Genomic DNA, 13,992 nt, shown 5'->3' with positions numbered 1-13,992 from the left:
ATGTCGTGGGCAACAGGGGCAAAAGCAAGCCGGAAGTGCTTGGCCTCACGCCTTCTTCGAGACGATCCGATAAGCGCAGCAGCGGTCGCCGCCCAGCATGTGCTGTATGCGCGTGACGCGGGCGCTGTTGCCGAGGACCTCCTGAAACAGCTTGAGCTCCGCGCCGCAGAGCCCGGAGCACGCCTTTGCCGCCTGCGCGATGGGGCAATGGTTTTCGATCAACAGCCAGCCGCCATCGTCATGCTGCCGGCACTCCGCCATATATCCGTCAATGCGGCGCAGATCGGTGAGGCGCTGCACGCGTTCCGCGATGCCGCCGCCTTCGCCGAGCGCTGACCGATAGCGCTGCACCTGCTGTGCCTCGCGCGCGGCAAGGATGCTGGCCAGGCCGTCATCGCCGTGAGTGCGGACGATGGCGGCCAGCAATTCGCTGGCGAGATCCCGGTGGCGGTCGTCGAAATGCGCGTGGCCCTGCTCGCTCAACGACCACAAGCGCTGGGGCCGGCCGATTCCCTGGCGCCGATCCTCGAAAGTGACGAGCCCGGCCGCGCAGAGCCGGTTGAGATGCTGGCGCGCACCCACCGCCGTCATGTCGAGATGGCGGCCGATATGCGAAGCGGTGAGGGCGCCCTCCGCCTTCAGAACCTCGAGCACGCGTGTCGGACCGAAATCTGCCATGCCGGAAAAATATCGCAGTGCAGGCAATTTAGAAAGCATTTACTTTTCAAAATAAGCGACCTAGGGTCCGCTCCATGACAGCCATCGAAGCCATCTCCGCCGACGCGCCGCCGCGTCTTTTGCAACGCGCCAACATCGCGCCGCTGGCGCTCGTCAATCTCGGCGTCGGGCTGCATGCGACCATCTGGTATCTGGCCTCGACCGCCATGCCGACGGCCATCGGCGAAGTCGGCGGGGCGGAATATCTGAGCTGGGTCGGCAGCCTCTATCTCGTCACCACCATTGTCGGCGGCGCGGTCACGGCGATGCTGAAGGGGCATTTCGGCGCCCGCAACGCCATGCTGGGCGCCGGTTTCGTCGTGATGGTCGGCGGGCTCGTCTCGGCCATGGCACCGGGCGTCATGCTCATCCTGGCCGGCCGCGCGATCCAGGGCCTGGGCGAAGGCGTGCTCATCGCCATGTCCTATGTCATCACGCGCGAACTGTTCGACAACCGGCTGGTGCCGCGCGTGTTCGGGACTCTGGCGGCGACTTGGGGCGGTGCGGTCTTCCTTGGTCCGCTGATCGGCGGGGTGCTGACGGAAGCGTTCTCCTGGCGCGTGGCCTTTTTCGGCGCCGCCCTGCTGCCGCTGCCGATGCAGGCGATCGCCTACATGATCCTGCGCGACAAGCACGCGCGCGTTCATGTCGGCAAGCCGCCGCTGCTGCGCGTTTTCCTGCTGGGTGCGGGCGTTATCGGCATCGCCGTGGCCGATCGGTTGGGCAGCGCCGTGCTCGGCGCGGCGGCCATCTGCGTCGGCATTGCCGCCGTGGCCCTCGCGCTCAAGATCGACCGGCATGCCGGAACGCATCTCATCACGACCGCCTTCCCAAGCCTGCGTCACCGCGTCTCGCTGGGCTTGTGGATTCTCATCCTGATGCCGCTGGGCGAGGCGGGGGTCTTCGTCTATGCACCCTACCTGCTGCAGCTCGATCGCGGCCTCACGCCGACCTGGGCGGGCTATTTCGGCGCCATTCATGCGCTGACCTGGTCGTTGTCGGCGCTTTGCGTCGCGTCGGTCAATCCGCGCTGGCACGGCGCTTTGATCCTCGCGGGGCCGGCGACCTTGGCGGCCGGCCTGGCCTTGCAGGGGTTCACCATGACCGGGGCGCCGCTCTTCTATGTATCGATCGCGCTCGGCCTGGTCGGGGTGGGCTTCGGCATTTCCCATTCCTTCGTCAACCAGCGCATCATGGCGGCAGCGCCGGAGGGGCAGGAGGATGCCACCGCCACGGCCATCCCGACGCTGGAATGCCTGGGGGGCGCCATCGGGGCAGCGGCGGCCGGCCTGATCGGCAATGCCGCCGGATTCGCGGGGGCGCTGACGCCGGAGGTTGTCCGGCAAGGGTCGCTGGGTGTATTTGGCGGCGGCGCAATGATGGCGGCCCTGGCGGTCGCCGCCGCCATCTTCTTTCTGCGCTCTCGCCACGCACCAGATTTGCCGCGGAATAGAAAAACTTGATCCAAACATTAGACGAATTCGATTTCCTAAATACCTTCCCCTGCGGCAGACTGTCGCCCATGATCGATTTCAATGTTAAGGAATCGCGATGGGAAGGATCGAATTGATGGCCAAGGTTCAGGTCGAGAGCAGCGCGGAACCGTTCGACAGTGTCGATGTCGACACTTTCGTCGGCGCCATGCGCGTGCAGGCGACCGCGGTCAATCTGGTAACCTCGGATGGCCCGGGCGGCCGCACGGGTGTCACGGTCAGTGCGATGACCTCGGTTTCGGCCGAGCCGCCCTTGCTGCTGGCTTGCGTCAACCGCCGCAGCCCGTCTGTCGCCGTCATCCGGCAGAATGGCGTCTTTTGCATCAACGCCTTATCCGCCGAGCAGAGCGAGTTGGCCAACACCTTCGCTGGCCGCCCCAGCAGCGGTGAGCCGTTCGACTTTGCCGCCGCCGAATGGACCACGCTAACGACGGCGGCGCCGGTCCTGGTCGATGCCGTGGCCAATCTCGATTGCATTGTCCACGATATCGTCGAGGCTGGATCGCATACGATCTTCATCGGCCGCGTCGTCGGTGCCGCGCATCGCAATGTCAAGCCACTGGTCTATTGCGACCGCACCTATCTCGCTCCCGGCCCGCTCACTGACTGACCGCTCCTACCGGTCGCATTCCCAAGGCGTATAAGAAATGGCGCGAGATCCGCGTTACGACATTCTGTTCGAACCGGTGAAGATCGGTCCGGTCACCGCGAAGAATCGCTTCTACCAGGTGCCGCATTGCAACGGGCAGGGCTATCGCGACCCTTCCGCCGTCGCCAGGATGCGCGGCAACAAGGCGGCAGGCGGGTGGGGCGTGCTGTGCACCGAGCAGGCGGAGATTCACCATACGTCTGAGATCACGCCTTTCATCGAGCTGCGCCTGTGGGACGATCGCGATATCCCGCAATTGCGGAAGATGAGCGACGCGATCCATGCCGAGAATGCCTTGGCCGGCATCGAATTGGCCTATAACGGGCCCAATGGCTCCAATCTCTACACGCGCGAAGTGCCGCTGGGCCCGTCGCATCTGCCCATCGCCACTTTCTACTACGATCCGGTTCAGGCGCGGGCGATGGATCTTTCCGATATCAGGAATCTCCGCCGCTGGCACAAGAATGCGGCGGTGCGTGCCAAGCGCGCCGGCTTCGACATCGTCTATGTCTATGCCGCGCATGGTTTCTCGATCATCCAGCATTTCCTGTCGCGCCGCTTCAACCAGCGCGCGGACGAATATGGCGGCAGTCTCGAAAATCGCATGCGCCTGCTGCGCGAGATCACCGAGGATACCAAGGATGCCGTCGGCGACACAGCGGCTGTTGCCGTGCGCATCGCGGTTGACGAATTGATGGGCGAGACCGGCCTGCACAAGGCGGAGGTCGAGGATATCATCGGCCGCATGGCGGAAACGCCGGACCTCTGGGACGTGACGCTCTCCGATTGGAGCAACGATTCCCGCACCTCGCGCTTCACCGAGGAAGCGGCGGAGGAGGAGTTCGTGCGCGGGATCAAGCGCCTGACGACACGGCCGGTCGTCGGAGTGGGCCGCTTCACCTCGCCCGACCTCATGGTGCGCCAGGTCAAGAGCGGCATCCTCGACCTCATCGGCGCGGCGCGGCCCTCGATCGCCGACCCGTTCCTGCCCAACAAGATCGACGAGGGCCGCCTCGACGATATCCGCGAATGCATCGGCTGCAACATCTGTGTCTCCGGCGACATGACCATGTCGCCCAGCCGCTGCACGCAGAACCCGGCGATGGGCGAGGAATGGCGCAAGGGCTGGCACCCGGAATTCATCCGCGCGCGCGAAAGCGAGGCGCGGGTCCTGGTGGTCGGCGGCGGTCCGGCCGGACTCGAAGCCGCCCGCGCGCTTGGCCAGCGTGGCTACGAGGTGGCCCTGGCCGAGGCTGGGAAGGAACTGGGCGGGCGCGTCGCGCGTGAATGCCGCCTGCCGACCTTGAGTGCCTGGGGTCGGGTGCGCGATTGGCGGGTGGGGCAGATCAACAAGCTGGCCAATGTCAGCGTCTATCTCGACAGCAGGCTGGATGCCGATCAGGTGCTGGAATTCGGCTTCGACCATGTGGTGGTGGCGACCGGCAGTTCCTGGCGCCGTGACGGTGTCGCGCACTATCACCTGGCGGGGATGGCCAATGCCGGCATGCCGGTGCTGACGCCGGATGATCTGATGGCCGGCGCGCGGCCCCAGGGGAGCCGCGTCGTGCTATTCGACGACGATCACTATTACATGGGCGGCATCTGCGCCGAATTGCTGGTGAAGGCCGGTCATCACGTCACCTTCGTGACGCCGGCGGCGGAGGTTTCGACCTGGACCCGCAACACGCTGGAACAGGACAAGATCCAGGCACGCCTCATTAATATGGGCGTCGATATCGTCGTCAGTCATGCCGTCGCGTCGGCGCAAGCCGGCGAGGTGGAGTTGGCCTGCACCTTCACCGGCAAGGCCAAGGCGCGGGCCTGCGACGATCTCGTCCTGGTCACGGCGCGCTTGCCGCGGGATCGGCTCTATCTCGACCTCAAGGCGCGCGAGATGGAATGGGGCGACATCAAGAGCGTGCGCGGGATCGGCGATTGCTGGGCGCCTTCGACGATTGCCGCCGCCGTCTATGCCGGCCGCCGCTATGCCGAGGAATTCGACGCGCCGGATATCGGCGATGCCGTGCCCTTCAAGCGCGAACTGGCCGAACTGCTGGCATGATCGTCGCGACGCTTCAGGAACTCGTCCAGCTGCTGCCGCGCCATGGCCGGTTGATGGGGCTCGACCTGGGAGAAAAAACGATCGGAATAGCCGTCGGCGATCCCGGCCACATGATCGCAACGCCTGTCGCCACCATCCGCCGCAAGAAGTTCACGGAAGATTCCAGGCAACTCCTCAAGCTGATCGATGAACGGCAGGTGGGCGGGCTGGTTGTCGGCCTGCCTCTCAACATGGACGGGTCGGAAGGGCCGCGCTGCCAGTCGGTGCGCCAGTTCGGCAACAATCTGGCCAAATTGCGCGACCTGCCGATGCTGTTCTGGGACGAGCGCCTGTCGACCGTGGCGGTCACTAGGGACATGATCTTTGCCGACCTTTCCCGCGCGAAAAGAGCCAGGATCGTCGATGAATCGGCGGCAGCCTTCATCCTGCAGGGAGCGCTCGACGGCCTCAAGCGGTGAGCTGTCGTCACAGCTTCACGTCAGAGTCACCGTTTCGCCACATCTCATTGTTACGCGGGTCATCGGTTTGATGATGCTGACAGGGAGATAGGTCATGACGAGGTTTGCACGCCGATTTGGCATGGTATCGTTGTTTACGCTCATGTTGTCGGGATTTGCCCAGGCGGAAGGGCCGGAGATTTTCAGCAGCGACGATCCCGCCTTGCCGTTGGGCACGGTGAAGACGGGTCCCACGGAACTCAAGCTCAGCCGCGGTGTCGGCAGCGCCCTCTTTCACATGCCGGGCGATCCCGACAATGTCTTCTACTCGGTGACCGATCGCGGCCCGAACATCGACTGTGCCGAGGCACAGGAGCTGATCGGCGCCGATTTCAACGCGATGTGCGCGGGCGATGAAAAGGCGAAAATCTTCCCGCAGCCTGATTTCGTGCCGTCGATCCAGCGCTTGGAGCTTGGGAGCGACGGGAAGTTCGCACTCAAGGAGCTTATCGAGATCAGCGATGCCAGCGGCAAGCCGATCACCGGCCTGCCCAATCCCCTGAAAGGCGCCAAGACCGAGCACGCCTTCGACAAGGACGGCAAGCCGGTCGAATTCGATCCCAATGGCCTGGACACCGAAGGCCTGGTACGCATGAGCGACGGTAGCTTCTGGCTGTCGGACGAATATGCGCCGAGCCTGGTGCATGTCGCCGCCGACGGCAAGATTATCGAGCGGCTGGTGCCGCAGGGCCTGGAAGGCGACTATTCCGGGGCGAGCTACAAGGTCAGCGGCACCTTGCCCGCCATCTTCGCCAAGCGCCAGCTCAACCGCGGCATGGAAGGCGTCGCCCTCTCGCCGGATGAGAAGTTCCTCTATGGCCTGATGCAGAACCCGCTCGCCAATCCGGATGCGGATGCCTACAAGAAGGCGAACGCGACGCGCATCCTCAAGATCGACGCCGCGACCGGCCAGCCGGCGGCCGAATTCGTCTACCAGCTCGATGCGCACACGACCTTCAAGGCCGACAAAAAGGCGGAGAAGCAATCCGACGTGCGCTTGTCGGAGATCACCGCCGTGGGTCAGGACAAGTTGGTCATCCTGGAGCGCATTTCAAAAACCGCCAAGCTGCATCTGGTCGATCTTTCGACGGGCACCGACATTCTCGGCACGGGATGGGACGATCCCAAGACCAGCCCCAGCCTGGAACAGGCCGATCTCGCTGCAAGCGGGGTGAAGCCGCTGACGAAGACGCTTTGGTTCGACAGCAGCGATCATGAAGGCCTGCCTTCCAAGATCGAAGGCGTCGCCATCGTCGCGCCGGACATGCTCGTCATCATCAACGACGATGATTTCGGTATCGACGGCAAGAGCACGACGAAGATCATCCGCCTGAAGCTTGCATTGCCATCGATGTAAGTCGCACATCACCGACACAAGTAAAAGCCCGCCCGGTGCTGCACCGGGCGGGCTTTCAGTTTGTGGTACGATCCGGCGTCAGAGCCCGAGATCCTTCGCCGTGGCATCGAGTGCCACCTTGGCGAGCTTCATGAACTCGTCGATATGGCCCGTGGTCCACATCAGGGGCGGCGAGAGCAGCATCGTGTCTCGTGTCGCCCGCATGATGAGGCCGTTCTTGACGCAATGATCGCGGCAGATCGTGCCCACCTTGCCGAGAGGCTCGAAGGTCTTGTGTGTCTTCTTGTCCTTGACCAGCTCGATCGCGCCGACAAAGCCCATCGACCGGACTTCGCCGACCAGGGGATGGTCGCGGAATTCCTCCAGGCGCTTGGCGAGATAGGGGCCGGTCACGTCATGGACGTTCTCGACCATCTTCTCATCGCGCAGGATACGGATGTTCTCGATCGCCACGGCGCAGGAGACAGGGTGGCCGGAATAAGTGAAGCCGTGATTGAACTCGCCGCAGGAATTGAGCACTTCGGCCACGCGGTCGGCCACCATGATGGCCGAGAGCGGCATGTAGCCGGAGGTCAGGCCCTTGGCCAGGGTCATGAAATCGGCCTCGATCTTGAAGGGCTCCGAGGCGAACATGTAGCCGGTGCGGCCGAAGCCGCAGATGACCTCGTCGGCGATCAGCAGCAGGTCGTACTTCTTGCAGATCTTCTGCACCTCCGGCCAATAGGTGGCCGGCGGAATGATGACCCCGCCCGCACCCTGGATCGGTTCGCCGATGAAGGCCGCGACGTTATCCGCGCCGAGTTCGAGGATCTTGTCCTCCAGCGCCTTGGCGGCGGCAAGGCCGAATTCGTCCGGGCTCATCGATCCGCCGTCGCCATACCAATAAGGCTGCTTGATATGCGCATGGCCGGGCAGCGGCAGGTCGGCCAGCTCGTGCATATAGGTCATGCCGCCGAGGCTTGCCGCCACCATGGTCGAGCCGTGATAGCCGTTCCAGCGGCTGATGATGGTCTTCTTCTTCGGCTGCTTCTTCAGGTTCCAGTACGAACGGACCATGCGCACGATCGTGTCGTTCGCATCCGACCCGGAAAGGCCGTAGAAGACGTGATTGAACTGCCTGGGCGTCATCTCGACCAGCAGCTTGGAAAGCTCGGCCACCGGCGGATGCGTCGTCTTGAAGAAGGTGTTGTAATAAGGCAGCTCCAGGAGCTGGGCATGGGCCACGTCGGCAATGCTCTTGCGGCCATAGCCGATATTGACGCACCACAGGCCGGCAAAGGCATCGAGCATCTTGTTGCCGTCGGAATCGAACAGATATGTGCCTTCCGCCTTGGCGATGACGCGGGCGCCGATCTTGCCGAGTTCGGCATTGTCCGTGAACGGATGCAGATGCTGACGATCCTGGGCCTGCCATTCGGCCGTGCTGTTGCGCTTCATTTGTGCGGTCATGATGAAAATCCTCTGATTGAAACGATTCGTAGGTCGGCTTTTGCGCGACATCCACGGTCAGGGATTGAAATTGACCCGCGCCGTCAGAATGAGGATTTCCTTGCGGCGCGAAAACCGGTTCGCCGCCGCCTCGATCGAGGCGGCGGTGCTGACCAGTATCTTGCCGTTGGTCCGCGTCATGCTCAGACGTTGAGCAGCAGATGCTCGCGTTCCCACGAGCTGATGACGTTCTGATAGGCCTCGAGTTCGGCCATCTTCACGATCCACAACGCCTTGACGAACTTCTCGCCCAGCAGCGGCCGGATCGGCTTGCAACCCATGAAACGCTGCAAGGCCTCCTGAGCGGTTTTCGGCAGGGTGTGCGCCATGCGATAGGCGCTGCCGGTGATCTGATTGCTGGGTTTCAGCCGCTCGGTCATGCCGAGATAGCCCGCCACAAGCGAAGCCGCCATGGCGAGGTAGGGGTTGGCATCGGCACCGGCAAGGCGGTTCTCGACACGCCGCGCCGGGCCGCTCGAGACCGGCACGCGCAGGCCGCAGGAGCGATTGTCGACACCCCATTGCACATTGATCGGGGCGTCGAATTGCGGCCGCAGGCGGCGGTAGGAATTGACGTTCGGCGCCAGCATCGGGATAAGCTGCGGCAGATAGCGCTGCAGCCCGGCCACATAGGCGCGGAACATCGCCGAATCCCGGCCCTTCGAATCCGCGAACAGATTCTTGCCCGACCGCTTCTCGACCACCGATTGGTGGATATGCATCGAGGAACCCGGCTGGTTGGCCAGGGGCTTCGACATGAATGTCGCATAGACCCCGTGCTTCATCGCCGCCTGGCGCACCGTGCGCTTGAACAGGAATGCCTGATCGGCCAGCTCCAGCGGGTTGCCATGGTTGAAGTTGATCTCCATCTGCGCCGAGCCGGATTCATGGACCAGCGTATCGACGTCAATCTCCGAACGTTCGCAGTAATCGTAAACGTCCTCGAAGATGTGATCGAAATCGTTGACCGCATCGATGCCATAGGCCTGACTGCCGGTTTCGGCGCGGCCTGACTTGCCGATCGGCGGCAGAAGCGGCAGATCGGGGTCGGTGTTGACCTGGACCAGGTAGAACTCAAGCTCCGGCGCCACGATCGGCTTCCAGCCTTTGTCGTCATAGAGTTCCAGCACCCGCTTCAGCACATAGCGCGAGGCGTGCTCGACGGGCTTGTCGTTGACATCGTAGCAATCGTGGATCACCTGCGCCGTCGGATCGGCATACCAGGGTACGATGCGGATCGTGTTGGGGTCCGGGCGCAGATAGACGTCCGGATCCTGGAAGGAGCCGATATCGTCCTCGTCGATGTCCGGATAGTCGCCGGTCACGGTCTGCAGGAAGACGGAGCTGGGCAGGCGCAGACCGTCATCGCGCACACCCTTCATGAACTTCGTCGCCGGCAGGATCTTGCCGCGCGGAATGCCGTTCATGTCCGGGACGAGGCATTCGACCTCGTCCACTTTCCGTTCACCAATCCAATCGTCTATATACTTCATGATAAAGAACCGTATTTCGCAAATGTGATGGTCGCATATGACCTTGGGCGCCGATCGAAAGGATCGGCAATGCGAGGCAGAAACTAGCCTAAACAGGCTATTTTGTCCAAGCCGGGCCGCCATGCGCGCCGCGCAACGCGAAAGGCGAGTTAACTTTCCAACCGTGAAGGAAGAAAGCGATGTCAATGCGACCGCGAATCAGCCTCATCACCCTGGGCGTCGACGATCTCGCACGCGCGAGACGGTTTTACGAAAGCGGATTGGGCTGGACAGTCTCCGGTGCCAGCAATGACGATGTCGTCTTCGTTCAATTGGGCGGTGGGGTGGCCCTTGGCCTCTTCAGCCGCAAGTCGCTGGCCGAGGATGCGCATCTCAGCGATTCCGGTACTGGCTTTGGCGGCATCACCCTGGCGCAGAATCTGGAATCGAAAGCGGCGGTCGATCGTGCGATGCAGGCCGCGCTCGCCGCCGGCGCGAAGGTTCTGAAGGCGCCGGAGGATGTATTCTGGGGTGGCTACTCGGGATATTTTTCCGATCCCGACGGACATGTGTGGGAACTGGCGTGGAACCCGTTCTTTCCGCTCTCCGCGGATGGTGGAATAGCACTGCCCTGAAACAGGAATGGCGGAGTCCGAAGACCCCGCCATTCCCGCTCATCCGCTCGTTCCGCTTAGAGGCCGAGGGCCTCGGCCGCCGGCACGTACTTCTTCTTCAGATCGTCAGCCACGGCCTTGTAGGTGATCTTGCCTTCATGAACGTTGAGGCCGTTCATGAGATGCGGATCATCGGCCAGCGCCTTCCTGGCGCCCTTGTCGGCCAGCGCCAGCGCGAAGGGCAGGGTGGCGTTGTTGAGGGCGAAGGTGGAGGTGCGGCTCAAGCCCCCCGGCATGTTGGCGACGCAATAGTGAATGACACCGTCCACCACATAGACCGGATCGGCATGCGTCGTGGCCTTGGAGGTTTCGAAGCAGCCGCCCTGGTCGATGGCGATGTCGACCACGACCGAGCCGGGCCGCATCTGCTTGATCATCTTGCGGGTGACGAGCTTCGGGGCGGCGGCGCCCGGCACCAGCACGGCGCCGATGACGAGGTCGGCATTCACGACATGCTCTTCGATCGCATCGAGGGTCGAGTAGCAGGTATAGACCTTGGCTCCGAATATCTCGTCGAGCTGACGCAGACGGTCGACCGAACGGTCGATGACGGTGACATGCGCTTCCATGCCCATCGCCATGCGCACGGCGTTGGTGCCGGAAACGCCGCCGCCGATGACGACGACCTTGGCCGGAGCAACGCCCGGCACGCCGCCCAGCAGGATGCCTGCGCCGCCCTGGGCCTTTTCAAGATAGTGCGCGCCGACCTGGACCGACATGCGGCCGGCGACTTCCGACATCGGCGCCAGCAGGGGCAGGCCGCCGCGGGGGCTGGTGATGGTTTCATAGGCGATGGCCGTGCAGCCGGACTTGATGAGGCCTTCGGTCTGCACCGGATCGGGCGCCAGATGCAGGTAGGTGTAAAGGATCTGGCCCTTGCGGAGCATCTTGGTCTCCTTGGGCTGCGGTTCCTTCACCTTGACGATCATGTCGGACTTGGCGAAGACGTCTTCGGCGCTCTTGGCGATGGTGGCGCCGGCGGCCTTGTAGGCGCGGTCGTCGAGGCCGATGCCTTCGCCGGCGCCGGTCTGGACCAGCACCTTGTGGCCGTGATGGATGAGTTCGCGCACGCTCGCGGGCACCAGGCCGACGCGATATTCGTGATTCTTGATTTCCTTAGGAACGCCGATAAGCATGGGTCTTCTCCAATAAGAAACGCACCGGCCGGTCCACCTTGGACCCGCCGGTGCGCCAGATTCGCAGTTAGTCGATCGATTTCAGGACGTCGGCCATGATCGAGACGGCCTGGTCGATATGGCTCTTCTCGACGATGAAGGGCGGCGACATGGCGATGATGTCGCCGGTGACGCGGATCAGCATGCCCTTTTCATAGGCCTTGAGGAACGCGTCCATGGCACGCGCGCCGGGTTTGCCCGGACGCGATTCCAGTTCGATCGCGCCGACGAGGCCGATATTGCGGAGGTCGATGATGTGCTTGGTGCCCTTCAGGCCGTGAATGGCGTTCTCCCAATAGGGAGCCAGTTCCTTCACCCGGTCGAACAGGCCTTCATTCTTGTAGATGTCGAGCACGGCGAGGCCGGCGGCGCAGGCAACCGGATGGGCCGAATAGGTGTAGCCGTGGAACAGCTCGATTGCGTTCTCGGCCGAGGTGTTCATGAAGGTGTCGTAGATTTCCTTCGAGACGATGACGCCGCCCATCGGGATCGAGCCGTTGGTGAGGCCCTTGGCGCAGGTGATGAGGTCCGGCGTCACGCCGAAATAGTCGGCGCCGAAATTGGTGCCGAGACGCCCGAAACCGCAGATGACTTCGTCGAAAATCAGCACGATGCCGTGCTTGGTGCAGATCTCGCGCAGCTTCTCGAGATAGCCCTTGGGCGGAATGAGCACGCCGGTGGAGCCGGCGACCGGCTCGACGATGACGGCGGCGATGCTGCTCGCATCGTGGAGTGCCACCAGGCGCTCGAGATCGTCGGCAAGGTGCGCGCCCCAGGCCGGCTGGCCCTTGCTATAGGCCATCTCCTTGGCGTTGTAGGTGTGCGGCAGGTGATCGACGCCGCCAAGCGCCGTGCCGAACCATTTGCGGTTGTTGACCATGCCGCCCACGGAGATGCCGCCGAAGCCGACACCATGATAGCCGCGCTCGCGACCGATAAGGCGCGTCCGCGTGCCCTGACCCTTGGCGCGCTGGTAGGCCAGCGCGATCTTCAGGGCGGTGTCGACCGATTCCGAACCCGAATTGGTGAAGAAGACATGATCGAGGCCGGTCGGCGCCAGGGCGGCCACGCGCGAGGCGAGCTCGAAGGCGGCCGGATGGGCCATCTGGAAGGGCGGCGCGTAATCCATCTCCTGGATCTGGCGCGAGACGGCCTCGGAAATTTCGCGGCGGCCGTGGCCGGCATTGACGCACCACAGGCCGGCGGTGGCGTCGAGCACCTGCTTGCCTTCGATGTTGGTGAAGTGCATGCCCTCGGCCTTCACGAAGAGGCGCGGATTGGCCTTGAAGTGCCGGTTCGAGGTGAACGGCATGAAGAAAGCTTCGAGATTGTTCGGCGTCGGCTTGAACTGAGTCGCCTCGAACGACTTCGTGGTGCGGTTGGACATGGCTGGTTTCCTTCAGCTTTCCGGGCGGTGGGAGGGGCCGGGTCAATGGTGGGCGGACATTAGCACGCTTAAGAAAATAAACAAGCGGCAGGCAGATCAATTCAATTGGTACAAAGATATCGGCCAAAACGATTGATTCCGTGATTTATGTGATTAATATACTTATCAGGCGCGGGTGTCTGTTAAGCCAAATTGAGAGGCCGGCATGGACGAGAATCACGGATTCGATCTGGGTGCCCGCCTCAAGGCTCTCAGGGAATCGCACAACCTCTCGCAGCGCGAACTGGCCAAGCGGGCCGGGGTCTCGAATGCCATCATTTCCATGATCGAGCAGAACCGCTCGTCCCCCTCGGTGGGCATGCTGAAGAAGCTCCTCGACGGTTTCCCCATGAGTCTCGCCGAATTCTTCGCCGACGACCTCAAGCCCCGCCCGCAGATTTTCTTTGCGGCTTCGGAACTGATCGAGCTGGCCGGCGGACCGGTTTCCTACCGCCAGGTCGGGCGCGATATGTCCGGCAAGGCCATCCAGTTGATGCACGAGCGCTATCAACCCGGCGCCGATACCGGCGCCCAGATGCTCAGCCACGAAGCGGAAGAGGGCGGCGTCATCATCCGCGGGAAACTGGAAGTCACGGTCGGCGACCAGATCCGCGTGCTGGGACCGGGCGACGCCTACTATTTCGACAGCCGCACCCCGCACCGCTTCCGCAATGTCGGCGGCGAGGAGTGCGAAGTCGTGACGGCAAACTCCCCGCCGAGTTTTTGAGCGGCGGATTCCGGGCGTTTTTCGCTTGGCGCCCCCTCTCCCCGACCCTCCCCCACGTTGGGGGGAGGGAGCTCACCGAGCTCGCTGCAGTGTTTGCGTGCAAGCTGGCTACAGTTCCCTCCCCCCAACGCTACGATGTTCACACATCTCGTGGGACTTGCGGATTGGCTCGGAAGCTGACTCTCTATAGCGGTGCTTCGGCTATGGGAGAAGGTGATGGAACTGAGCCTAGGAGAGTTTGGGGACGCTCGTCTG

General features: G+C 63.0%; 13 protein-coding genes. 7 read left to right on the top strand and 6 right to left on the bottom strand.

Translation table 11 applies throughout. The features are described 5' to 3' along the window. Positions 1-45: 45 nt before the first annotated feature. Positions 46-678: a helix-turn-helix transcriptional regulator gene (locus ACE3TY_RS15875; protein ID WP_374654691.1), complete on the bottom strand. Its 633-nt coding sequence runs from the start codon at positions 676-678 to the stop codon at positions 46-48. A 74-nt stretch (positions 679-752) separates the two neighbouring features. Here ACE3TY_RS15875 and ACE3TY_RS15870 point away from each other — a divergent pair, with 74 nt between their 5' ends. From ACE3TY_RS15870 to ACE3TY_RS15850, 5 genes are all read left to right on the top strand, one after another. Further along, on the top strand, positions 753-2,180 hold the full coding sequence (locus tag ACE3TY_RS15870) for an MFS transporter (protein WP_374654689.1): 1,428 nt from the start codon (positions 753-755) through the stop codon (positions 2,178-2,180). A 106-nt stretch (positions 2,181-2,286) separates the two neighbouring features. Continuing rightward, a complete protein-coding gene (locus tag ACE3TY_RS15865) occupies positions 2,287-2,820 on the top strand; it encodes a flavin reductase family protein (protein ID WP_374654687.1) in 534 nt (177 codons plus the stop codon). A 37-nt stretch (positions 2,821-2,857) separates the two neighbouring features. Beyond that, positions 2,858-4,921, top strand: coding sequence for an FAD-dependent oxidoreductase (locus ACE3TY_RS15860; protein ID WP_374654685.1), 2,064 nt, complete (start codon positions 2,858-2,860; stop codon positions 4,919-4,921). Further along, positions 4,918-5,379, top strand: coding sequence for a Holliday junction resolvase RuvX (gene ruvX / locus ACE3TY_RS15855; protein ID WP_374654683.1), 462 nt, complete (start codon positions 4,918-4,920; stop codon positions 5,377-5,379). The genes ACE3TY_RS15860 and ruvX overlap by 4 nt, the downstream gene beginning before the upstream one ends. 94 nt (positions 5,380-5,473) lie before the next feature. Next, on the top strand, positions 5,474-6,775 hold the full coding sequence (locus ACE3TY_RS15850) for an esterase-like activity of phytase family protein (protein WP_374654681.1): 1,302 nt from the start codon (positions 5,474-5,476) through the stop codon (positions 6,773-6,775). Positions 6,776-6,853: 78 nt separating this feature from the next. Here ACE3TY_RS15850 and ACE3TY_RS15845 read toward each other — a convergent pair whose 3' ends face one another. From ACE3TY_RS15845 to ACE3TY_RS15835, 3 genes are read right to left on the bottom strand one after another with little or no spacing between them, the layout of a single operon-like run. After that, positions 6,854-8,224, bottom strand: a complete 1,371-nt coding sequence (locus tag ACE3TY_RS15845; protein ID WP_374654679.1) for an aspartate aminotransferase family protein — start codon at positions 8,222-8,224, stop codon at positions 6,854-6,856. A 57-nt stretch (positions 8,225-8,281) separates the two neighbouring features. Next, complete coding sequence (locus tag ACE3TY_RS15840; protein ID WP_374654677.1) at positions 8,282-8,404, bottom strand: hypothetical protein; 123 nt, start codon at positions 8,402-8,404, stop codon at positions 8,282-8,284. 2 nt (positions 8,405-8,406) lie between these two features. After that, on the bottom strand, positions 8,407-9,756 hold the full coding sequence (locus ACE3TY_RS15835; protein WP_374654676.1) for a glutamine synthetase family protein: 1,350 nt from the start codon (positions 9,754-9,756) through the stop codon (positions 8,407-8,409). A gap of 179 nt (positions 9,757-9,935) precedes the next feature. On the opposite strand from ACE3TY_RS15835, the gene ACE3TY_RS15830 reads away from it, so the two are divergent. Beyond that, a complete protein-coding gene (locus ACE3TY_RS15830; RefSeq protein WP_374654675.1) occupies positions 9,936-10,370 on the top strand; it encodes a VOC family protein in 435 nt (144 codons plus the stop codon). Positions 10,371-10,426: 56 nt separating this feature from the next. On the opposite strand, the gene ald is transcribed toward ACE3TY_RS15830, so the two are convergent. Together ald and ACE3TY_RS15820 are read right to left on the bottom strand one after the other, a co-directional pair. Then, on the bottom strand, positions 10,427-11,545 hold the full coding sequence (gene ald, locus ACE3TY_RS15825) for an alanine dehydrogenase (protein ID WP_374654674.1): 1,119 nt from the start codon (positions 11,543-11,545) through the stop codon (positions 10,427-10,429). Positions 11,546-11,612: 67 nt separating this feature from the next. Further along, positions 11,613-12,971, bottom strand: coding sequence for an aspartate aminotransferase family protein (locus ACE3TY_RS15820; protein WP_374654673.1), 1,359 nt, complete (start codon positions 12,969-12,971; stop codon positions 11,613-11,615). 205 nt (positions 12,972-13,176) lie between these two features. Between ACE3TY_RS15820 and ACE3TY_RS15815 the strand changes: the two genes are divergently transcribed. Continuing rightward, positions 13,177-13,737 carry a cupin domain-containing protein gene (locus ACE3TY_RS15815; RefSeq protein ID WP_374654671.1) on the top strand — a complete coding sequence of 187 codons (561 nt, stop codon included), beginning with the start codon at positions 13,177-13,179 and terminating at the stop codon, positions 13,735-13,737. The last annotated feature ends 255 nt before the right edge of the window (positions 13,738-13,992 follow it).

This window comes from Dongia sp., from assembly GCF_041918875.1.
GTDB lineage: Bacteria > Pseudomonadota > Alphaproteobacteria > Dongiales > Dongiaceae > Dongia.
Note: the sequence above shows the minus strand (reverse complement) of the source record. Positions and strands in the feature narration are given on the sequence as shown.